Origin of the sequence: Nostoc sp. DedVER02, from assembly GCF_034530675.2 — a bacterium.
Classification (GTDB): domain Bacteria; phylum Cyanobacteriota; class Cyanobacteriia; order Cyanobacteriales; family Nostocaceae; genus Nostoc.
The window spans coordinates 1-20,661 of the sequence record NZ_JAVRCP020000041.1; the positions used below are offsets into that span (position 1 = coordinate 1).

Annotated in this window: 18 protein-coding genes; 10 read left to right on the plus strand and 8 right to left on the minus strand. The window is 40.3% G+C overall.

Annotation, left to right across the window (positions count from 1 at the left end):
- Positions 1 to 110: 110 nt before the first annotated feature.
- The 3 genes from RMZ41_RS26900 to folB form a co-directional block, all read right to left on the minus strand.
- Positions 111 to 668 (minus strand): sugar O-acetyltransferase, encoded by a 558-nt coding sequence (locus RMZ41_RS26900; protein ID WP_322644892.1) that lies wholly within the window; start codon positions 666 to 668, stop codon positions 111 to 113.
- Between the two features lie 64 nt (positions 669 to 732).
- Complete coding sequence (locus tag RMZ41_RS26905) at positions 733 to 2,028, minus strand: diguanylate cyclase domain-containing protein (protein ID WP_322644893.1); 1,296 nt, start codon at positions 2,026 to 2,028, stop codon at positions 733 to 735.
- 978 nt (positions 2,029 to 3,006) lie between these two features.
- Positions 3,007 to 3,375, minus strand: coding sequence for a dihydroneopterin aldolase (gene folB / locus RMZ41_RS26910; protein WP_322644933.1), 369 nt, complete (start codon positions 3,373 to 3,375; stop codon positions 3,007 to 3,009).
- A 266-nt stretch (positions 3,376 to 3,641) separates the two neighbouring features.
- Between folB and menD the strand changes: the two genes are divergently transcribed.
- Entirely contained in the window at positions 3,642 to 5,396 is a 1,755-nt protein-coding gene (gene menD / locus RMZ41_RS26915) for a 2-succinyl-5-enolpyruvyl-6-hydroxy-3-cyclohexene-1-carboxylic-acid synthase (RefSeq protein ID WP_322644894.1), read from the plus strand.
- A 439-nt stretch (positions 5,397 to 5,835) separates the two neighbouring features.
- On the opposite strand, the gene RMZ41_RS26920 is transcribed toward menD, so the two are convergent.
- Together RMZ41_RS26920 and RMZ41_RS26925 are read right to left on the minus strand one after the other, a co-directional pair.
- Positions 5,836 to 6,333, minus strand: coding sequence for a hypothetical protein (locus RMZ41_RS26920; RefSeq protein ID WP_322644895.1), 498 nt, complete (start codon positions 6,331 to 6,333; stop codon positions 5,836 to 5,838).
- A gap of 336 nt (positions 6,334 to 6,669) precedes the next feature.
- Positions 6,670 to 7,518: an Rpn family recombination-promoting nuclease/putative transposase gene (locus tag RMZ41_RS26925; RefSeq protein ID WP_322644896.1), complete on the minus strand. Its 849-nt coding sequence runs from the start codon at positions 7,516 to 7,518 to the stop codon at positions 6,670 to 6,672.
- Positions 7,519 to 7,659: 141 nt separating this feature from the next.
- On the opposite strand from RMZ41_RS26925, the gene menB reads away from it, so the two are divergent.
- Positions 7,660 to 8,493 (plus strand): 1,4-dihydroxy-2-naphthoyl-CoA synthase, encoded by an 834-nt coding sequence (gene menB / locus RMZ41_RS26930; protein WP_163936219.1) that lies wholly within the window; start codon positions 7,660 to 7,662, stop codon positions 8,491 to 8,493.
- Between the two features lie 128 nt (positions 8,494 to 8,621).
- On the opposite strand, the gene RMZ41_RS26935 is transcribed toward menB, so the two are convergent.
- The gene (locus RMZ41_RS26935; protein ID WP_322644897.1) at positions 8,622 to 8,939 is read right to left on the minus strand and encodes a hypothetical protein; all 318 of its coding nucleotides are present in this window, start codon (positions 8,937 to 8,939) and stop codon (positions 8,622 to 8,624) included.
- A gap of 467 nt (positions 8,940 to 9,406) precedes the next feature.
- The gene (locus RMZ41_RS26940; protein ID WP_322644934.1) at positions 9,407 to 9,946 is read right to left on the minus strand and encodes a DUF721 domain-containing protein; all 540 of its coding nucleotides are present in this window, start codon (positions 9,944 to 9,946) and stop codon (positions 9,407 to 9,409) included.
- A gap of 222 nt (positions 9,947 to 10,168) precedes the next feature.
- Here RMZ41_RS26940 and RMZ41_RS26945 point away from each other — a divergent pair, with 222 nt between their 5' ends.
- The 7 genes from RMZ41_RS26945 (at position 10,169) to RMZ41_RS26975 (ending at position 17,651) form a co-directional block, all read left to right on the plus strand.
- Positions 10,169 to 11,527, plus strand: a complete 1,359-nt coding sequence (locus tag RMZ41_RS26945; RefSeq protein ID WP_322644898.1) for a hypothetical protein — start codon at positions 10,169 to 10,171, stop codon at positions 11,525 to 11,527.
- 243 nt (positions 11,528 to 11,770) lie between these two features.
- Complete coding sequence (locus RMZ41_RS26950) at positions 11,771 to 12,526, plus strand: PspA/IM30 family protein (RefSeq protein ID WP_322644899.1); 756 nt, start codon at positions 11,771 to 11,773, stop codon at positions 12,524 to 12,526.
- 162 nt (positions 12,527 to 12,688) lie between these two features.
- Positions 12,689 to 13,465 (plus strand): PspA/IM30 family protein, encoded by a 777-nt coding sequence (locus RMZ41_RS26955; RefSeq protein ID WP_174712453.1) that lies wholly within the window; start codon positions 12,689 to 12,691, stop codon positions 13,463 to 13,465.
- A 175-nt stretch (positions 13,466 to 13,640) separates the two neighbouring features.
- Positions 13,641 to 13,976 carry a thioredoxin family protein gene (locus tag RMZ41_RS26960; RefSeq protein WP_174713806.1) on the plus strand — a complete coding sequence of 112 codons (336 nt, stop codon included), beginning with the start codon at positions 13,641 to 13,643 and terminating at the stop codon, positions 13,974 to 13,976.
- A 54-nt stretch (positions 13,977 to 14,030) separates the two neighbouring features.
- The gene (locus RMZ41_RS26965; protein ID WP_322644935.1) at positions 14,031 to 15,245 is read left to right on the plus strand and encodes an LL-diaminopimelate aminotransferase; all 1,215 of its coding nucleotides are present in this window, start codon (positions 14,031 to 14,033) and stop codon (positions 15,243 to 15,245) included.
- A 416-nt stretch (positions 15,246 to 15,661) separates the two neighbouring features.
- Positions 15,662 to 16,561, plus strand: coding sequence for an NF038130 family PEP-CTERM protein (locus RMZ41_RS26970; protein ID WP_322644900.1), 900 nt, complete (start codon positions 15,662 to 15,664; stop codon positions 16,559 to 16,561).
- A gap of 667 nt (positions 16,562 to 17,228) precedes the next feature.
- Positions 17,229 to 17,651: a response regulator gene (locus RMZ41_RS26975; protein WP_322644901.1), complete on the plus strand. Its 423-nt coding sequence runs from the start codon at positions 17,229 to 17,231 to the stop codon at positions 17,649 to 17,651.
- A gap of 20 nt (positions 17,652 to 17,671) precedes the next feature.
- Here RMZ41_RS26975 and RMZ41_RS26980 read toward each other — a convergent pair whose 3' ends face one another.
- Positions 17,672 to 17,851, minus strand: coding sequence for a hypothetical protein (locus RMZ41_RS26980; RefSeq protein ID WP_322644902.1), 180 nt, complete (start codon positions 17,849 to 17,851; stop codon positions 17,672 to 17,674).
- A gap of 645 nt (positions 17,852 to 18,496) precedes the next feature.
- Between RMZ41_RS26980 and uvrC the strand changes: the two genes are divergently transcribed.
- Positions 18,497 to 20,374, plus strand: coding sequence for an excinuclease ABC subunit UvrC (uvrC, locus tag RMZ41_RS26985; protein WP_322644903.1), 1,878 nt, complete (start codon positions 18,497 to 18,499; stop codon positions 20,372 to 20,374).
- Positions 20,375 to 20,661: the final 287 nt, after the last annotated feature.

Genomic DNA, 20,661 nt, shown 5'->3' on the forward strand with positions numbered 1-20,661 from the left:
CTATTTGTATCAACCTTAAAGTGAAATGGTATTAGCGATTAGCTAAGGTTTAGCCCATTCTTACCGGAGGCGGAGCGTCTCCGGCTCCGCTCCTGAGTTCTGAATTCTTCTTATAAATATCGAATGACGCGGCAGGGATTACCAGCAGCGACAACATTATTGGGTATATCTTTGACAACTACACTGCCAGCACCAATGGTTGTGTTATCCCCAATAGTTACACCTGGACAAATAATTGCACTGCCACCAATCCAGACATTATTACCAATGTTAATTGGGGCAGCTAATTCTCTCCCAGAAAGGCGAATTTCTGGTTCTGTTGGGTGGTAAGCAGTATAAATTTGCACATAAGGAGCGCATAAGACATTTTCACCAATATGAACTGTATTGCAGTCTAAAATTACACAGCCATAGTTCATATACAATCTGTCACCAGCAAAAATATTACTACCATAGTCACAGTGAAAAGGTGGCACAATTAATACTTTGTCACCTATTTTTCCAAATAACTCTTGCAAAATTTCCTGGCGTTGGTGTTGCTGTTCTTCAGTTGTAGAATTGTACTTTCGCAACAGACGACTAGCTCTTTTACTTTCGGCAGCCAATTGTGGATCATCCGCCAGATATAATTCTCCTGCAAGCATTTTCTGTTTTTCGGTTTTTTCCATGACATTGAGATCGTTGTGAAGAAAATCAGAATAATTTGATTAAAATGGCAGCAGAAAGGACTAATTAGCTAAATATGGCATAACTGGCTTTTCCCTGCCGTTTAGCTCGGTACATAGCAATATCAGCATCTCGTAAAAGAGTTGCAGGCTCCTCATAACTACTAAAATTCCAAGTAATACCAATGCTAGCTGTAGCAGATAATTCATACCCATTGAGGTTAATTGGCGATCGCAAAGCTTCTTGAATGCGTTTAGCAACATTGGTAGCGTCGGTAATGTCTTTAATATCCTCTAAAAGAACTGTAAACTCATCACCACCAAATCGCGCTACAGTGTCGCCACCACGCAAGCACGACTCTAAACGTCTAGCGATCGCTACTAAAAAATCATCCCCTATTCCATGCCCGAAGCGATCGTTAATCTCCTTGAAGCCATCTAAATCCAAAAATAAAACTGCAAAATAATAATCGCTTCTACGTTTGCTACGCTCAATTGTTTGTCTGAGTCGATCTAGAAATAAAATACGATTTGGTAATGCTGTCAGCCCATCATAAAACGCATTACGCATCAGTTGCGCCTCTGTCTGCTTGCGTTTGGTGATATCTTGAAAAACTAAAACTGCACCTGTAATATTACCATTGCGATCGCGGATGGGTGCAACATTATCCCCAATCGCTATCTCTTTCCCATCTTTGGTAATTAGTGTGCAGTTTTCTGGTAAATCCAAAATTTCACCTGCTTCGATTACATTTGCTGCTAAATTTCCAATTGTTTCTTCTACATCTTTGTCAACTAAGCTAACTACTTCTACTAAATCTTTACCAAACGCTTCACTTTGCTTCCAGCCAGTGATTAGTTCTGCTCTGGGATTCATCATTTGAATACAACCATTTGCATAAGTCACAATCACTGCACTGCCCATACTATTAATAATTGCTGTCAGCCTCTGTTTTTCTTCGTATAATATCTTCTTACTCTGATGTTTGTACAGAGCCATTTCAACCGCAAAATGTAAATCACTTTCGATAAATGGTTTGGCTATGTAACTAAAAGGCTCACTTAACTGATTTTTATGTAATATTTTATATTCCGAACACTCTGCCGAACAGTCTGTTAGATATACTACAGGCACATGGAAGTGATTCTGGATAATATCTGCTACGTGTAAACCGTCAATTTCCCCAGCTAGGCAGATATCAATTAATACTAAATTTGGATGAGTTTCTGCTACCTTTTTTATTGCTTCTTCACCAGATTTAGTTATTTCTGAAACGGAATAACCTAATTTTTGTAGACTATTTCTAATATTTGAGGCTATGATTTTTTCATCCTCAACAACTAGGATTTTATGGGCGAACATGTTAAAACAACCTGTTTGCTAAGGTTCAGATTTTGTTGTTAGTGCCAACTCTATATAAAACTTCTAATTTTATCATAAACAATCTTTTACTACTCTGTAGTATTGTTTGGTAAAAATGCTTATTTGTGAGCAAGTAGCATCATAAGTAGGTAATCGGAATTCAATATAAGATCAAACCTCATCCTCAATCCCTCTCCAATATTTTGGAGATGGAAGCCGGATTGAGGGTGAGGTTTTATATTTAATTTGAACCACTTACTTATTATTAACCTCTGATAAGTTCTACGCCTGTCAAAGCTAATTACGATTATATGCAGTTAATATGATGCCACTAACATAAAATGTAGACTACCATATAATAACCAGCAATCAAAAAGCTATTTTCAAAAACATGTAATTATTATTTTTAAATAAATAATTACATAAGTATAGTATTTATGCCAAAATTAATCAAGAATAAAATTCTATCGAATTACAGCATATTACTTGAAATTAAGTTGAAAAGTTTAATTATAGTTTGTTGTATGTAACAGAAGAGTATTTGCTCATTAAGATATTACTAAAAATTAATCATAATTCAGAATTAAAGAGTTGAATATAGGCTTATCCAAGAATATTTTTTATTTTAACTAAAGCGCAAATTATCGTCTGAAACTGTCTTATTGAGCCGTAATATAAGTTTTTAATAGAGCGCTAAAAATTTTTAAAACACCCTCTAAGAATGATATGTATACAGAAATATTTTCAGATATCCGCTTAGAAATATTGATTGTTTTTGATTAACGCTTAATCCAAAATTAAAATATGTAAATTAAATGCTCATCTGCAAATCACGTTATTTTTTAGTTTTTTGATAACAAGCGTTTTCTGGGGGCAATGGCAGAAAAGATTCTCTTTGTGAGATACTTTCACGCTCCATATAAACCCCCTTTTTTTTGCTAGCTTATAGATATTGGGATAAAAAACACGTTTTTTGCTTTAGAGATTGGACTTAGTTTTTGTCAGTTCAATGCTAATTTTGCCACCAAAGTCTGGGATAGGTGCGGCAGGTTTGCTCAGAATGACTTGGACTTTTGTTACACGATCGCACTCTTGGAGAATAGAATCTGCGATCGTTGCTACCAATTTCTCAATTAAAGCAAACTTAGACGTTTTGACTAGATGTTGTATCAAGCTAATGACGCTGCGATAATCTAAAGTGTCTTCGATCGCGTCAGTCTTGGCCGCCGTGGAGATATCCAACCATAACCTCACATCCACCTCAAACCATTGTCCTAGCACCTGTTCTTCTGGTAAATACCCAGTGTAGCCATAGCAGCGAATTCCCGTTAAATGAATGCAGTCCATAAAAGTTTGAAAGCAAATTGGGCATTTTGTAGAAAGTGGAGCAAGTTTGTTTGGAGATGTTCTTTTCTCCAAACTTGCATGGCGGTGTTGGGTTCCATCACCGCATTTGTGAGGGGTAGTTTGCAACCCATCCTTAGACAAAGGTGATTCCAAAGTGTCGAGGATCGGCTTCCCTCCCTCAAACTTCTTTTCACCAAACTTTCCCAGATGGATTTTAAATTAAATTTCCCTAGACAAAATCTAAAATTTCAGATTGTTTTATAACTATGTTTGATTTAATGCCGATCGCCTTTAGGAATGTTAATCAACTTTGGGCTTACATTTTAACAGAGACGCTAAAGCGGTTGGGATTGACTTGTGCCATCATTTGCCCTGGATCGCGTTCTACACCTTTAGCAGTGGCTTTTGCTCAACAAGCACCTGAAATTGAAGCAATTTCTATTCTCGATGAACGTTCCGCCGCCTTTTTCGCTTTGGGACAAGCGAAAGCAACCGGACTACCTGTGGTACTAGTTTGTACCTCTGGTACAGCAGGAGCAAATTTTTATTCAGCAGTTATTGAAGCCTCATATAGTCGCGTACCACTATTGATATTAACCACCGATAGACCGCCAGAATTACGAGATTGTCACTCAGGGCAAACTATAGACCAATTGCGATTATATGGAAACTACCCGAATTGGCAAACAGAGTTAGCCTTACCCTCCCCTGACATGGGAATGCTAGCTTATCTGCGACAAACAGTAATTCATAGCTGGGAAAGGGCGCAAACTTCTACGAAGGGGCCAGTACATTTGAATATTCCCTTTCGCGATCCCTTAGCGCCTCTTCCTGATGGAATTGACTTGAGTCATTTGCGATCGCAGTTTCACCCAGAAGACTTTTTCGCAGGAATAACAAACCCATGCCCCATTACCCATTCCCAATTCCCCATTCCCCAACAATGGAAAGAATGCGATCGCGGCATTATTATTGCAGGTGTTGCCCAACCACAGCAACCAGAAGAATATTGTAAGGCGATCGCGCATCTTTCCCAAACTCTCAAATGGCCAGTTCTAGCTGAGGGACTTTCCCCAGTCAGAAATTATGCCGAACTCAACCCTTATTTAATTTCCACTTATGACTTGATTTTGCGAAATCAGCAACTAGCAAAGCAACTAGCACCCGAAATGGTGATTCAGGTGGGAGAAATGCCTACGAGTAAAGAACTGCGTACCTGGATAGATGCAACGCAACCGCGACGCTGGGTAATTGACAACAGCGATCAAAACCTTGACCCTTTGCATGGAAGGACGACGCATTTGCGGATATCTGTGGAAGACATAAAGGTAGAAGAGAAAAATTTATCTTTATCCTCAGACTATGGAAAGAAATGGTGTGATGCAGAAGCTCAGGTTAGGTTAGCTGTTGACCAGACGATGGGGCAGATAGATGAAATAATTGAGAGTAAAGCAGCTTGGTTAATTTCTCAGATTTTACCGCCCGGAACGCCACTATTTATTAGCAATAGTATGCCTGTGCGGGATGTGGAGTATTTCTGGAAGCCGAATAATTTAGGAGTGCGATCGCACTTTAACCGGGGTGCAAATGGCATTGATGGCACACTATCCACAGCTTTAGGAATTGCCCATCGCCAGCAAAGTAGTGTGATGTTGACCGGAGATTTAGCACTGTTACATGACACCAATGGTTTTTTAATTAAAAATAAGTTTGTTGGGCATCTCACGATTGTATTAATAAACAATAATGGTGGTGGGATTTTTGAAATGTTACCTATTGCTAAATTTGATCCACCATTTGAAGAGTTTTTTGGCACACCCCAGGATATTGATTTTGCTCAGTTATGTGCTACTTATAATGTGCAGCATGAATTGATTACTTCTTGGCAACAGTTGCGGCAAAAATTAAACCCACTTCCAACTAAGGGAATTCGGGTTTTGGAGGTGCGGACAAATCGCAAAGCTGATGCTAAGTGGCGACAAGATAATTTACTAAATTTTGCCGCAGATATTGCAATATGAAGCATTCTATTAAAGTTGATTTAATTGCGATACATAAAATATGGTTACTAGGTGAGATGCTTTTGGTATTAATAACCTTAGAATTGGAATTCCTCGTCTGGTTCTGAGGATATTATTTCTTGATAAATGTTCCTATTAACATCAAACTCTGTACTACTCTCAGAATCTCCGTAGCTTACCGATACCAGCAAAAGATAGTGAGGCAAATTCCTTTCTTGTTGATCAAGGGAATATTCAGATTTATAACCTTTTATACCTTTTATACACTGGATTAAATGTTGGTTAAAATCTAAATCTAAGCCTCGAAAATATCTAAATATTATTTGATAAGCTAATGGAACAGAATATTTATATATGCTATTTGCATCTATTGGAAACTTCTTATGATCTTTATCTTGACCCAGATAGTTTGGATCTTTGTCTCTAATAATTGATTCTACTATGTGGATAGGACAACTACTGCATGATTTTGTTTTGCAGTTGAAGGAAAAAATGAATAGTCATGAAATTTTTCAATATATTGATTATCATATAGTAATAGCATAGGATATTGAACGTTGTTGCTAATTATATTAAGTTGTTTACCTTTAATCTCTTGAAATTTTCTCTTGTTTTTATGTCTTATTTTTGCTTCGAGAGAAGTAACTCCCTCAAAATAATGGCTACCAGGATGCGTAATTCTTACAATAAGCCCTATGTCACCAAATTTAGTTTCAGATTTTCCAGTAAACTTATATGCTGCTGAATTAATCTTGATTGGCAATGGAGTTAAACCATTTATTTGAATATCACGAAATAGTTTTCTATATTCAAAAGCTATTTTTCTAGTAATGTAATCTTCTGACCAATCGAAAGGATAACTATCTAATATTTGTTGACGAAGAATATTTTCTAATTCACTGTATAATGTCATAAGGGACATTTGTAAAATACCCATAGTTTTTTATTCAAAGTTAATCACTTGTCCATTTTTAGTTTGCCCAGATCATTGTATAAAATTGATGAACTGACAGAAAAAGCAGAATGAGCGATCGCTCTTCTTGTCTGCGTAAAATTTACTCTGTTGGTTGAGGTTGTAAGCACCCTTCCAAGTCCGCGATCGCAAAAAAATCAAAATCTCCGTTTTAATTTTCGGAGGACAAGCGATCGCACTCTTCCACCGCTTCCTGAATATACCCGCGTGTCTTCTAGCCTCAGATTTGTAGCTATGAGAATTTTATCAGGTGCGTAGGCGTAGCCCACCGCAGGTATCGCCTTCTCCTCTACATGAAACTTACCCGCTTACTTCACCTTGTAACCACCTTTCCAAATCAGCAAGAGTAGAGAAATCCAACAAAGCATCACCTAAAGCTTCCAACTGTTCCACCGATAATTCTTGAATCTGTGATAGAAGCGCATCAGGAATATTACCTACACGCCGATTTAATAGTCGTAAAACGATCGTTCTTTCGCCTTCCTCTCGTCCTTCCTCTCGCCCCTCTTCCTTGGCTTCCAGAATAGCCCGTGGTTCTTCCAAATTTAGTCCCAACATCGTTGCAATCTCCTCTCGACTTAGGTTAGAAAACTTGTAGACGATAATCGTCGTCACTAAATCAATTATCGCTTGCTCCGACTGTTGCCGTGCTTGCTCCAACAAAAACCGCGCCCCTTCCATTGCTTCTGTTTCAGAAGTAACATTTGTCAGCAACATCAAACCTAATCCCAAAGGTTGTTCTCGCAAATCTCCCAACTCATCCAGATAAACCCGCCTGACTTGACCACTTTCCAACAAAGCGCGGTGAATCGAAGAGGAAGAAGGTTCCAGACTGCGAGAAGCAAAAATTATGACCCCAAACCAGTCATCGTAACGAATAGAGTTGCGGTAGAGAAACAAAAACAATTCGCTGAAGAAGCGGTGATATAAGTCTTCGTCCTTCTGAAACTGAACCTCAGCAAAAAAGACGGTTTTGGAAACTGCATCAGCAGGAGGTAAAAACACTCCATCAATCCGAAATGCGGTTTCTTTCACTTCAACTGATTCAAACTGGTACTTTTCCGCTTCTGGGGGTGGTTCATCTACTAATTCAAACAGCAAACCTGGAAATTGCTTAAATAATTTATAGAAGATGGTGTCACGTCGCATTTTTATTCCTCAGCATCCAGACGATTACCAGATTGTAAAGCTTTGAAACAGCAATTTCAGCGTAGGCGTAGCCCACCGCAGGTATCGCATGTCCCTACGTCCGCGATAAAATTCTCAAGCACCACAGCGCACTCCATACCAATGCAAATTAACTGGCAAACTGCCAAAACCTACGAAGACATCCTGTATCAAAAAACCGATGGCATTGCAAAAATCACCATCAACCGTCCCCACAAACGCAATGCATTTCGTCCTGAAACAGTATTTGAACTGTATGACGCTTTCTGTAATGCTCGTGAAGATACTACTATTGGTGTTGTCCTATTTACTGGCTATGGCCCACACACTGATGGCAAATATGCTTTCTGTTCTGGTGGCGATCAAAGCGTGCGAGGACACGCGGGTTATGTGGATGATACTGGCATCCCTCGCTTGAATGTGCTGGATTTACAACGCCTGATTCGTTCCATGCCGAAAGTTGTAATTGCTTTAGTAGCGGGATATGCGATCGGTGGTGGACACGTTCTACACTTAATTTGCGACCTTACCATCGCCGCTGATAATGCCATTTTCGGACAGACTGGCCCGAAAGTCGGCAGTTTCGACGGTGGCTTTGGAGCCAGCTATCTCGCCCGCATTGTAGGACAAAAAAAGGCTAGAGAAATTTGGTTTCTCTGCCGCCAATATGATGCACAACAAGCGCTAGAAATGGGTTTAATTAATTGTGTCGTCCCAGTCGAACAACTAGAAGCGGAAGGGATTCAATGGGCGCAGGAGATTTTAGAGAAAAGTCCGATCGCAATTCGGTGTCTCAAAGCCGCCTTCAACGCTGATTGTGATGGACAAGCTGGTTTACAAGAACTCGCTGGCAATGCCACTCTACTCTATTACATGACAGAAGAAGGGTCTGAAGGCAAACAAGCCTTCCTCGAAAAGCGTCCACCAGATTTTCGCTCTTTTCCTTGGCTACCTTAGAATTGCAAAAATCGCACCCTTTATTAAGGGTGCGATTTTTGTAAATGTCAACATTTATGGCACTAAATATTTTAAAAACAAATCTTATCTTCAGCAAACTACAAAATCGGTTCAGTAATAATTGATAACTAAATAAACACTGCTTCAGTCTTAGCCTCTTGAGAATATACAGAGGCAGTTATTTCTTCTACAGGGGCAAGAGTAGCACGATCTAAATCTGAAGGTAGGGGATTAGAACAAGCTAAAACTGGTGCTGCATCTGGCAAAGTCCAAGCATCTTCCAAGGTTTCCCAAGAAGGTGCAAAAGGTGGGAGCGCCAAGGAGCAAGCCTTCCAAGTTGCTTGAACTGGCGCTCCTAGCTGCTGACACGTTCCACCACGGCGGCCTTCTGGCTGATAATGACGGCAATATTTACAGGCAGATGCTGAAAATTTAATAGGTTTCATTTGGATTCATCTTTAGTGCCGTTTCTGGCTGAATTTCATCTTTATATTTTGCTTCTATATATAAAGACGTATAAAAGCCAAAAAACCATTATTTTCTATAGGTTTCAGCGATCCCGACGAAAAAATAAACTTTAGGATATTTTTATAATCTTGTTATATTTTTAAATAATTTGGAGAGTGATTACCTATAGATATTGGCTAAAACTTATTAGGGATCAAGAGTAAAAGTAAAGCTTTTGATTTATCTAACCTTTTAACTTCCTCCTTAAGGATAGCTAAAGGCATATTATTTCAGATAAATAGCCTGGGTTATGTACCACGTTTGGTATATTCTACCTGTAAAACATATATTTTCTCAAGAATTAGAACTTCTCTAGATAGCCGCAGCAAATTACTTTGAGATAAATTCTGCTCAAGGAATAATCCCTGAACTATTTGCTTTGAATTTAGCTCAAAACTGACTTGCTTTAAAACTGTTTAGCAGCACAGACAGAACAGACTCCCCAGCGCTGGAGTTCACCGGGTGGAGTGGGAGATTCACATTGAGGACAAAGGGGTAAGCCATGCGATCGCGATCGCATAATCTTTGTCCAATGCCCAAAAGCAGCATTTACATCCTTGGCGGGTGCAACTTCAGGGCTGCTAACCTCATCACCAAGGTAACTAGGATGCTCATGGGGCAAAACCGTTTGTTGCTGTTTTTTCTCCACAGATGGTATTTGCCAGCCAGCAGTAGAGAAACGAATATCAACCAAAGGCTTTGGCAGCTTTTTATTCAACTTTAAAAGCAAAGACGTGCGGCTAAAAGTCAGGTTTTGCGACCAAGCAGCACTAGAAGTTGCTACCGACAAAACATCGCGTTGAAGCGACAATGGTCGAGTATTTGCCGCAACGACTGGCCCAACAACTTCTGCCCAACACTTGAGCAAACGTTGAAATGGTTGCTCCTGCCATTTAGCCTGCTTTTCTAAAACGCCCAAAATATCATTAATTGATTTTAACGACATCATTCAAAGTGCTGAGTGAGGAGACGCGATGAATCGCGTCTGTACAAAAGGTGCGAGTAGAGACGCGATTTATCGCGTCTGTTTAAAGTGGGGGAGATAAGGAGAATAACCATACCCAATTCCCAATTCCCAATTCCCAATCTATCTATTTAAATAATTTTCGCTACTATTGTCACAAATATAAAGTTAATTCCAACAATCTACGCTTGAGGCACAGAGGCAATGACTCAAAATCCCCTGAACGATTCTGGTACTCAATCGTCTAAAACACCTGGATTGAAACCAGCACTAGCAGCAGCATTAGCAAGTTTAGAAGTACCACTAGATCAAGAGTTAGCTCGATACCGACGCACACGAAATAGTTTGTGGTCATCGAATCAGCGCCGTGTTACAAGTTACATGAGCAATCAAACTCAGTCGTTGGCTGCCATTCCTACAACATTGGGCACAACTCAGTCATCAGTAACGGACGTGAAAACTAACGTGCCGCCCGTATCTGTACCCGTGAATCATCAGGGAACCCCAGCGCCGGCTACAGCCCAAATTGACTTACCACCAGCATCTTTTGTAGCTGTGAATCCTGAGATGAACCCAGTGTCAGCTACGGTAAATACTGAAGAACTAAATAATCTCAGTGTACCCTCCACCCCTGATGCTGCTAAAACACAAACTCAACTTCCACCACCGCCACCTAACTTTAGTAGCAGCATCGTGGCAGCAATCGTTAAAAATACTAAGAGTGAAAATCTTTTGCAGCCAGATGACACCCCTAAACACCCAGATGACTATCTTGAATCTAGTGAAGCACTGCTGCGAAGTCTCACAGAAGAACAACCAGAAACCAAGAAAGCAAGCAATTCTAGTGACAGTCTGCTATCACCTTTAGGTATCGGCTCGATGTTGCTGCTACTGCTAGCAAGTCTTACCTTGGGTTATGTAGTATTCAATCCCAAAGGCTTGCCGCAGTGGAATTTAGGCAAGTTGTTTAACGGAAATTCACCTCCCGCACCAGAAAATACTGAAGAAGTTGGGAGTAATGTCCAACCTAAAATCGAGCCACCAAGTACATCTATACCCAAGTATCCCAATTTAGCTGCCCAAGAGTTTCCTGATGTGAGAGATCCTAACGATTTAGTTGGTTTACAGCCCAAAGTCCAGCCAAGCCTCTCAGTAGCGCCTAATCCAGTTGTTCCCCAAAACCCTGCAAATAATCCTCAAGCGGCATTATCTGCCCCCAACACAGCCCAAAAACCGATAAATCCGATCGCAGCACCAGTACCAAGGGTACAACCCTTGCCTCTTTTGAATTTACCTCCCACTTCAACGGTAAAAACCTCACCTAAACCAATCGCAACCTCACCAAGTCCGAATGCAGAAATCAAACGAGGAACAGATGGCTTTTATCATGTAGTAATAGATAATAAAGGTGCAGCTTATGCTTCAGCACGGCAAATAATTCCCGATGCTTATTTATCACCCAACAAAGAGTTGATTTATCTCGGTGCTTTTAAGACTAAAGAGCAAGTACAAAAACAGATGCAACTATTAGAGTCAAAGGGAATTAAGGCTAGGGTTCAGTAGCCATAAGTTGCAAAAATCTAGGATACCATGAGATTAGAGTCCTGAGTGCCCAATAGTAGAGACAAAATCTTGCTTGTTTACGATCCTCCGACAAAAATTATTATACTCAGGACTCTAACTGGGCATTCAGTAGTTCAAAACTACGCCTAAGACAAAAATTATTATACTCAGGATTTTAACTAGGCACGGGCTGAACGCCGCGCTACCGCTAACAGCATTGAGTTTCGTGAATGGAGAGCCAATATGGAATTAATCAACCGTATTCTGCGGGTGATTCGCGCTAATCTCAATAGTTCGATCGCAGGTGCAGAAGATCCAGAAAAGATTCTAGAGCAAACTGTCTTGGAGATGCAGGAAAATCTGGTGCGGTTGCGACAGGGTGTAGCACAAGCGATCGCTACCCAAAAACGTACTGAGCGACAGGCGGCTGCTGCCAACTCTCAAACAGAAGAATGGTATCGCCGCGCCCAACTGGCCTTACAACAAGGCAATGAACCTCTGGCACGCGAAGCTTTGACTAAGCGCCAAGCTTACAAAGAAACTACTACAGCCCTTTTTTCCCAGATAGAGCAGCAAAACGATATAGTTGCTAGGCTAAAAAAGGATATGCGATCGCTAGAGTTAAAAATCTCCGAGGCGAAGACAAAAAAAGATATGTATATTGCTCGCGCCCGTTCTGCTGAAGCATCTTCTCGCCTCCAGGAAATGCTTGGGGGAGTTTCTGCTACCAGCAGTCTGAGCGCCTTTGAGCGTATGGAAGAAAAAGTTTTGCAAATAGAAGCTAAATCAGAAGCAATTGCCCAACTCGGTAGCGACGACTTGGAAACACAATTTACTTCCTTGGAATCTACTAATAATGTGGATACTGAATTAGCCGCCATGAAGGTACAGGTTTTAAATCAGGTAGAAAACACACAGCACAACAATCTGCTTAGCGAGGAAAAGCAGAACACAGTACAGCCTCCTCAACAACAGTTACCCAAAACTCAAGACTCTTGAAGTTCGGCTAATTACTCTACTTTAGAGATATCCTAACAATTAAGAGTTGTTATAAGGTACTGATCCCAGCCGGAAAGATTACATTGAAATAGGTAGCTATTAAAAAGTAAAAAAGCTGACTGTCCGACAAAAAGCGTAAACCAAACAAGGAAAAACAAAGTTATGGGATTATTCGATCGCATTAAGCGAGTAGTTAGTTCTAACCTCAACGACCTGGTTAACAAAGCCGAAGACCCCGAAAAAATGCTAGAACAAGCCATCCTGGAAATGCAGGAAGACTTGGTACAGCTGCGTCAGGGAGTAGCCCAAGCGATCGCCGCCCAAAAACGCAGTGAGAAACAGTATAATGATGCCCAAAATGAAATCAACAAATGGCAACGCAATGCCCAGCTAGCCCTACAAAAAGGTGATGAGAACTTAGCACGGCAAGCCCTAGAGCGGAAGAAAACTTATACGGACACCAGCACCGCCCTCAAAGCTAGTTTAGATACCCAAAGCACTCAAGTTGAAACCCTCAAGCGCAACTTAATCCAGCTAGAAAGCAAGATTTCTGAGGCTAAAACCAAGAAAGAAATGCTCAGAGCCAGAATCACCACTGCTAAGGCCCAAGAGCAACTTCAAAACATGGTCAGTGGGATGAATACCAGCAGTGCAATGTCTGCCTTCGAGCGGATGGAAGAAAAAGTCTTGATGCAAGAAGCTCGCGCCCAGTCTGCTGGAGAATTAGCAGGTGCTGATTTAGAAAGCCAATTTGCCCGCTTGGAAGGTAGTAGCGATGTTGATGATGAATTGGCAGCTTTGAAAGCGCAAATGCTACCACCCGCGACTCCAGTAACTCAAGCACAACTACCACCGCAGCAAGAAACCACTCCTGCTAAGTCTAATGAAGTGGTTGATGCCGAGTTGGATTCTCTACGCAAGCAATTGGATCAATTATAAAATTGCTAGAAAACAAATTTTAAGCTAGTCCCACGCCTGTTGGTTGTGGGATTTTACATCATGAGTCAATAGTTAAGAATCAAAATAACTATGAATTATTGATTATGGACTATTGACGACTTTGGGATAAAGTATTGTGTGTGCCAACTTTGATCGCCACCTGATGGAGACTGTAATGAGTAAGGCTGTAATCACCATAACTGATGCTGAGTTTGAAACAGAAGTGTTAAAAGCTGAACAGCCTGTATTAGTTTACTTTTGGGCTTCTTGGTGTGGGCCTTGTCAATTGATGTCCCCCATGATTAACTCAGCTGCTACCCAATATAGCGATCGCCTCAAAGTCGTGAAAATGGAAATTGACCCCAACCCACTTACTGTTAAGCAGTATCAAGTGGAAGGTGTTCCGGCTCTGAGACTATTTCAAGGCCAGGAAGTTTTAATTTCGACTGAGGGAGTTATCGGCAAAGATAAATTACTCGAACTCTTAGATACGCACTTAAATAGTAATTAGTCAATAGTCCATAGCAAATGACTAATGACAAATGACTAATGACAAATGACTAATATGCAATTTGCAAAGCGTTTACAACCCCTACAATCGAATGTATTTGCTGATATGGACAGAGCCAAGGCGATCGCTTTGGCCTCTGGACAGCAAGTAATAGATTTGTCGTTGGGGTCTTCTGATTTACCAGCCGAGGCACACGTCATCGAAGCGATCGCCCAATCTCTCCATGATCGCAGTACCCACGGCTATCTTTTATTTAACGGTACTTTTGGGTTTCGTGAAGCCGCAGCCAACTGGTACGAACAAAAATTTGGCATCAAGGTAGATCCCCAAACTGAGGTACTACCTCTAATTGGTTCTCAAGAGGGTACAGCCCATTTACCCCTAGCATTACTCAATCCCGGGGATTTTGCCCTGTTGCTCGATCCGGGTTATCCCTCTCATGCGGGTGGAGTCTATCTAGCTAGCGGTCAAATCTACCCAATGCCATTACGGGCAGAAAACGCTTTTTTACCAGTTTTTGCTGATATTCCCACCCCAGTCTTAGCTCAGTCGCGGATGATGGTATTAAGTTATCCTCATAATCCCACCTCCGCGATCGCTCCTTTCTCTTTCTTCCAAGAAGCTGTCGCCTTCTGTCAACAACACAATCTCGCCCTGGTTCACGATTTTCCCTATGTAGATTTAGTCTTTGGGGATGGAGATTGGGCAATGAATTCTTCCCAATCCCCAATTCCTAATTCCCAGTCCCTAGTCCCCTCTATCCTGCAAGCCGATCCAGAGAAAAGCGTCTCCATTGAATTTTTCACCCTTTCCAAGTCCTACAATATGGGCGGCTTCCGTATTGGCTACGCCATCGGTAATGCTGAGTTAATTAACGCCTTACGCCAAGTAAAAGCCGCCGTTGATTTTAATCAGTATCGGGGGATTTTGAATGGAGCGATCGCAGCCCTAACTGGCCCTCAAACCGGGGTAAAATCTGCTGTCGCTACCTTCCAGCAGCGCCGTGATGCTTTCATCAGTGCTTTACATTCCATTGGCTGGAATGTTCCTACTCCCAAAGCCACAATGTACATCTGGGCAAAATTACCCTCACCTTGGAGTCAAAACTCCATAGAATTTTGTACCCAGTTAGTTAAACAAACTGGTGTAGCTGCTTCACCTGGTGCTGGCTTTGGCAAATCTGGGGAAGGCTATGTCCGTTTTGCCTTGGTGCATGAACCACCTTTGTTAGAAACTGCTGTGGAAAGAATTGCCCAATTCCTTCATTAAATTTCTTCTCAAACTCAACCCCAGCCATTTTTTGCGGCAAAGTCTATGGATAGAAGACGCAGCAAAGACGCACAGCTGTGCGTCCCTATAAATGACCGTATTATACTGAGCTTAAAAGAATGGTGTTGTAATTTTTAGCATTGATAATATACATAAAACTATGTAATTAAACGGAAAAATATCTAGAAATATTCGTCATATTTTTATTGATAACCGGAAGTAACTTTACCCAATCAGGTCTCCCCGTCTCTTAAAGTGGGTTTGTACGTTCAGCTACCAAAGATGGCTAACAAGGCACGTTGGCGTTTTCATGCCGTCACATTACCAAAAAGCCTTTAGTCAAGACAGCCCAAGCCTATAAACGGCAATAGTTTAAAACTTAACTTCCAAACTGACAGAGACTTGAAAAAATGAAAATGACTTTTCAGAAACTTGTAATTGGTGCTTCAATGGCTATTGGTGTGAGCGCGATCGCTACTGTACCAGCACAAGCTGGCACGCTTACAGGCGCTACTATTGGTGGCACAGCAGCCAGTGATTATTACGTCTATGATTCCGATGCTAAAAATACCTTCAAAGTAGAAAAGCCTAGCGCCAATGATGTACAAAAAGTTCTAAGTGGTAACGCCGCCAGCCCCACTGGAAATGTGGAGCTACGAGCTAGCAGTGAATTAAAGGGTTTTGATTTTACCAAAAACACCAGCTTGACAGGTACAATCGGTGGGAAAACGCTGACTCTAAGCAGCCTTACTTCAGATGATTGGTTTGGAATCGGTAAAACAACTACAACGTATGGGGTAAGTAATTTAGCTAACACTTGGTTTAGTAAGGTTTTAAGTGAGAATGGCATCACTAGTACTTTACTTACTAAGTTAGGCTATACTCAACAGACTTTGTTTACCGGCTTTCTTGCAAGTGGTGGATTTCAACGCTTTAGTGACCCAAATATCTCCTATGTCAATCAAGATGACGCTAGTGGCTTAATCAGTATTGGTTTAGCAGGTCACTTAGATGCGAAACCCCTTCTATTTCCAGGGCTGCCATCTCAGCTGTCTAAATTATTTACATCTCCATTACAAGCAAGTGAATTAGTCAAATACACTTATGACGGTAAGACTGACTACCTGTATAGCTTTAAAGCTAGCGATTCTCATTTAGTTGAAAAAACTGATGGTATATCCCATAGTGGCAACTATGAAGTCACCATCAAGGGTGTACCTCCCGCAGCAGTACCAGAACCATCAGTAATGCTTGGTCTGTTGGGCGTTGCTGGTGTGTTTGCTACCCAACGCAAATTTAAAAAAGCATCTATTTAAGAAGATTGCGAGTTCAAAACTACAAATAAGTAAGGAGCGGTTAGCTCCTTTTTTTATGAATACTTTTTTCCAGCAATCGAATAATTTAATTTTGTAGGTTATGGGACAATACAGTTCAGATAAGACCAAAACACTTGTAGAGATGCCGATTTCTCGCGTCTCAAAAACCCAAAATACCAGTAGTCCTTTGAACCGTATTGGGTTATGGGATTTCTAATAATTTTTGCAGAAAATGAATCTTTTATCAGGGCCTATATATTTACATCCTGACCAACGTAGCAATAACAGCAATTTCGTACAATGGCATTATTTATCCTCAAATACAGATTCAACCATTTCTAGAAATAATAGCTAGCCTATTATTACTTGTAGGATTACTTAAGTAATTTCACTTACGAAAATTGGTAAGCTGGCTTTTATAATCAGTCTTTTATTTAAAACTATAAATTGTAAAAAACTAGTAAAGAAAAGCTTAATATTTGATTAATATTATCTTTAAGCATACTATTATTATATATTGGAGTGCAGCTAAATTGAATTTATTAATCTGTTTGACTAGATGATATAAGTCAATTCTCTATTAATTTTACAGTTTTAATGTACTACCGTTTTAGTTTATGGTAATAATTGTTGGTTTTTATTTAACTTAATCGGATAACAGGTAGCAATGACAGTACAATTCTTCAATATAGATCAGCCATTGCGGTCACACAAAGTTAGACGAATTTTGCTAGTTGAAGACCATTATCTCAATAGGTTGTTACTCAGTGACTATTTAAGTTACTGTGGGTACGATGTTCAAAGCTTATCTGAAGGCTCTGCTTTTTTCTCGACTATAGATAAATTTAAACCAGATTTGATGTTATTGGACTTGAAGCTGCCAGATATTGACGGTTATTCGCTCTTAAAACAAGTCCAACAAAAACCTGATTTGTCAAAAATACCTATCATTGTGGTTTCAGCTTTTGCTTTTAAAGCAGATCAAGAACTAGCTTTGAGTTTAGGGGCACGACGATATTTTGTCAAACCTCTCAAACTAAAGGATCTTATACTTACAATCGAAGAAGAGTTGACTTGTCACCATAGATAAAGTTTTTACTTGGCGTATCTTTATTCGGCTTTTTGGTCTGCAATAAACTCTTCAACCTGCTGACTAATATTTTGTATGGAACTACCAATTTTTGAAATATTATTTTGTACCTGTGCTAACAACAAAACTGTGGTTTGTAGCTCATTGAGGGTTTCAGCCATAGCTTCACGGTACTGCGCTTCAAAATCTTGTATGTTCATAGTTTAACTTTTACTTTAAATTATTATCATAACTATATTTTTAATCATATTCGTAGATTTAGCTTCCTAAATCCGTTAAATCGCTTAATATTATAAGTCTAAATTTCAATCAAACTTATTGTATGTTAATGATTTGCTTATCTGACATTTATATAAGCAAAGACTTGAACTGTTATTGATTTTAACTAAATATATATGAAGTTAATTAATTCAGTCAAATAAAGTTTTAAATAATAAAATATAGTCTATCTTATTAAAAGATTAATTATAGATCCAAAAAGCCAAATTTTGATTCTAACAATAGTAGATGAAAACTAAGATCGTGGCTAGATAAACTCTTATCTGCTCCAAAGTTGTGATGTGTGCAGCAAGGCATCTAGTAAACTGTGGTGGAAGCTACTTACCTTTAAAAAGTGGATTTTATCTCAAGTCTTTTTAATTGAAATAGTGGCTGGATTTAAACCATGTTGTACTGAGTCATAAATCAAGCCACCTGCGGGTACTCTGTTGGAGAACTCGTATCGCCACTGAAGCATTTATAGACTAAAAGCCTACTTACTTTATATTTACTTGATAATTACTCTGTGAAATCGGCACGAAAAAAGAATTTTTCTTAAAATAGAGAAAGATTACCTAATTTTGATTGTGACAATATCTACTCAAATACTACCACTGGTTAAAGAGCCGGAACGACTGGAAAATCGTTTAGCCGAAATTCCACCGGAACCGGGGGTTTATTTTATGCGGGATAAGAGCGATCGCATTATATATATAGGTAAGTCACGGAAGTTGCGATCGCGTGTCCGTTCTTATTTCCGCGATGGCTACAACAAGACTGAACGCATCGCTACGATGGTCAAGTTGGTGACAGAAATTGAATTCATCGTTACTGATACTGAAGCCGAAGCTTTAGCGCTAGAAGCCAATTTGATCAAGCAGCACCAGCCATACTTCAACGTGCTGCTCAAAGATGATAAAAAATATCCCTATCTCTGCATTACTTGGTCAGAAGATTATCCGCGAATTTTTATTACCCGTAAACGTCAATTCGGCAAAGAAAAGGATAAATTTTACGGGCCTTATACTGATTCTGGTTTATTGCGAGAAATTGTCCGTATCTGCAAGCGTATCTTTCCCCAGCGACAACGACCTCAACCACTTTTTAAAGACCGCCCTTGCTTGAATTTTGATTTAGGGCGTTGTCCTGGTGTGTGTCAACAGATGATTTCACCAGAAGAATATCGCAAAATTGTCCAAAAGATAGCGATGGTGTTCCAAGGGCGAACTCAGGAACTAATTGATATTCTGACCCAACAGATGAACGCCGCCGCTGAGAACTTGAATTTTGAGTCAGCAGCACGGATTCGCGATCAAATTTCTGGGCTAAAGTCGCTGACAGCCGACCAAAAAGTATCCTTACCAGATGATACAGTCTCGCGGGATGCGATCGCACTGGCAGCCAACGAAGAACACGCTTGTATTCAACTATTCCAGATTCGCGCTGGGCAATTGGTAGGGCGTTTAGCTTTTGTAGCGGATGCTCATGCAGAACCAGGAGCTATTTTACAACGAGCTTTGGAGGAACATTACCAAACTGCGGACTCAGTGGAAATACCCTTAGAAATCCTGGTACAGCATGATTTACCAGATGCGGACATATTGGCCGATGTCTTAACTCAACGTAAAGGTAAAAAAGTCACGATTTTGACTCCTTTGCGGCAAACTAAGGCAGAATTAATTGAGATGGTAGAGCGAAATGCCCAGTATGAATTGCAAAGAATGCAAAAATTTGGCGATCGCAATCACCAAGCAATGCAAGATTTAGCCACCATCCTCGATTTACCAGATGTACCTCACCGCATTGAAGGTTATGACATTTCCCATATTCAAGGGTCAAATGCTGTAGCTTCGCAAGTTGTGTTTATCGACGGTTTACCCGCCAAACAGCATTATCGCCACTACAAAATTAAAAATCCCACGGTGACGGCGGGACATTCGGATGATTTTGCTAGTCTTGCTGAAGTCATTGGGCGACGCTTCCGCAAATATGGGGAAGATCCGCAACTAACACGTTTGGGTAATCCAGATTGGCCTGATTTAATCATGATTGATGGTGGTAAAGGTCAGCTATCATCGGTTATCGCCGTTTTGCAAGAGATGAATTTATTAGAAGACTTGCGAGTTGTGAGTTTAGCGAAGCAGCGAGAAGAGATTTTTTTACCAGGTGAATCTAAACCCTTGACAACTGATGCAGAACAACCAGGGGTACAGTTGTTGCGTCGGCTACGGGATGAAGCGCATCGGTTTGCAGTGACTTTCCATCGTCAGCAACGCAGTGATAAATTAAAGCGATCGCGTTTAGATGAAATTCCTGGCTTAGGACATCATCGACAAAAGCAGCTACTAGGGCATTTTCGCTCAGTTGATTATATTCGCCAAGCAACAACCCCACAACTTGCTGAGGTTCCAGGAATCGGGCCGCGTTTGGCTCAAGAAATTTACGATTATTTTCATCCTGCTTGAGGAGAGGTAAAAAATATTGTAGTAAAGGCTTGAGTGCTTAGAAAATAAGATCCAAAGACGCGATAAATCGCCATCTCTACAATAATTAGTCCTTTGTAGAGACGGCGATTTATCGCGTCTTTCCTTAACCGAACAGTATTAGTTCCACTCTCACAGAGAATTCAGTTAAGGTTGTCTGCGAAAATTTAAGATGTGTAAATACCGTAAACTTACCGTATCTCGTAACTATGCTAATTTTGATTAAATTTTCATACTAGAATTTAACGTCATAATCTTGCTAGCAAGTA

Excerpts from the sequence above, each read along its gene's own strand:
- RMZ41_RS26975 (WP_322644901.1), top strand. The coding sequence starts at position 17,229 with ATGACAGTACAATTCTTCAATATAGATCAGCCATTGCGGTCACACAAA.
- RMZ41_RS26965 (WP_322644935.1), top strand. The coding sequence starts at position 14,031 with ATGCAATTTGCAAAGCGTTTACAACCCCTACAATCGAATGTATTTGCT.
- RMZ41_RS26920 (WP_322644895.1), bottom strand. The coding sequence starts at position 6,333 with ATGGGTATTTTACAAATGTCCCTTATGACATTATACAGTGAATTAGAA.
- RMZ41_RS26925 (WP_322644896.1), bottom strand. The coding sequence starts at position 7,518 with ATGCGACGTGACACCATCTTCTATAAATTATTTAAGCAATTTCCAGGT.
- RMZ41_RS26980 (WP_322644902.1), bottom strand. The coding sequence starts at position 17,851 with ATGAACATACAAGATTTTGAAGCGCAGTACCGTGAAGCTATGGCTGAA.
- folB (WP_322644933.1), bottom strand. The coding sequence starts at position 3,375 with ATGGACTGCATTCATTTAACGGGAATTCGCTGCTATGGCTACACTGGG.
- RMZ41_RS26950 (WP_322644899.1), top strand. The coding sequence starts at position 11,771 with ATGGAATTAATCAACCGTATTCTGCGGGTGATTCGCGCTAATCTCAAT.
- RMZ41_RS26970 (WP_322644900.1), top strand. The coding sequence starts at position 15,662 with ATGACTTTTCAGAAACTTGTAATTGGTGCTTCAATGGCTATTGGTGTG.
- RMZ41_RS26935 (WP_322644897.1), bottom strand. The coding sequence starts at position 8,939 with ATGAAACCTATTAAATTTTCAGCATCTGCCTGTAAATATTGCCGTCAT.
- RMZ41_RS26960 (WP_174713806.1), top strand. The coding sequence starts at position 13,641 with ATGAGTAAGGCTGTAATCACCATAACTGATGCTGAGTTTGAAACAGAA.
- RMZ41_RS26945 (WP_322644898.1), top strand. The coding sequence starts at position 10,169 with ATGACTCAAAATCCCCTGAACGATTCTGGTACTCAATCGTCTAAAACA.
- RMZ41_RS26905 (WP_322644893.1), bottom strand. The coding sequence starts at position 2,028 with ATGTTCGCCCATAAAATCCTAGTTGTTGAGGATGAAAAAATCATAGCC.
- menB (WP_163936219.1), top strand. The coding sequence starts at position 7,660 with ATGCAAATTAACTGGCAAACTGCCAAAACCTACGAAGACATCCTGTAT.
- RMZ41_RS26900 (WP_322644892.1), bottom strand. The coding sequence starts at position 668 with ATGGAAAAAACCGAAAAACAGAAAATGCTTGCAGGAGAATTATATCTG.
- RMZ41_RS26955 (WP_174712453.1), top strand. The coding sequence starts at position 12,689 with ATGGGATTATTCGATCGCATTAAGCGAGTAGTTAGTTCTAACCTCAAC.
- menD (WP_322644894.1), top strand. The coding sequence starts at position 3,642 with ATGTTTGATTTAATGCCGATCGCCTTTAGGAATGTTAATCAACTTTGG.
- RMZ41_RS26940 (WP_322644934.1), bottom strand. The coding sequence starts at position 9,946 with ATGTCGTTAAAATCAATTAATGATATTTTGGGCGTTTTAGAAAAGCAG.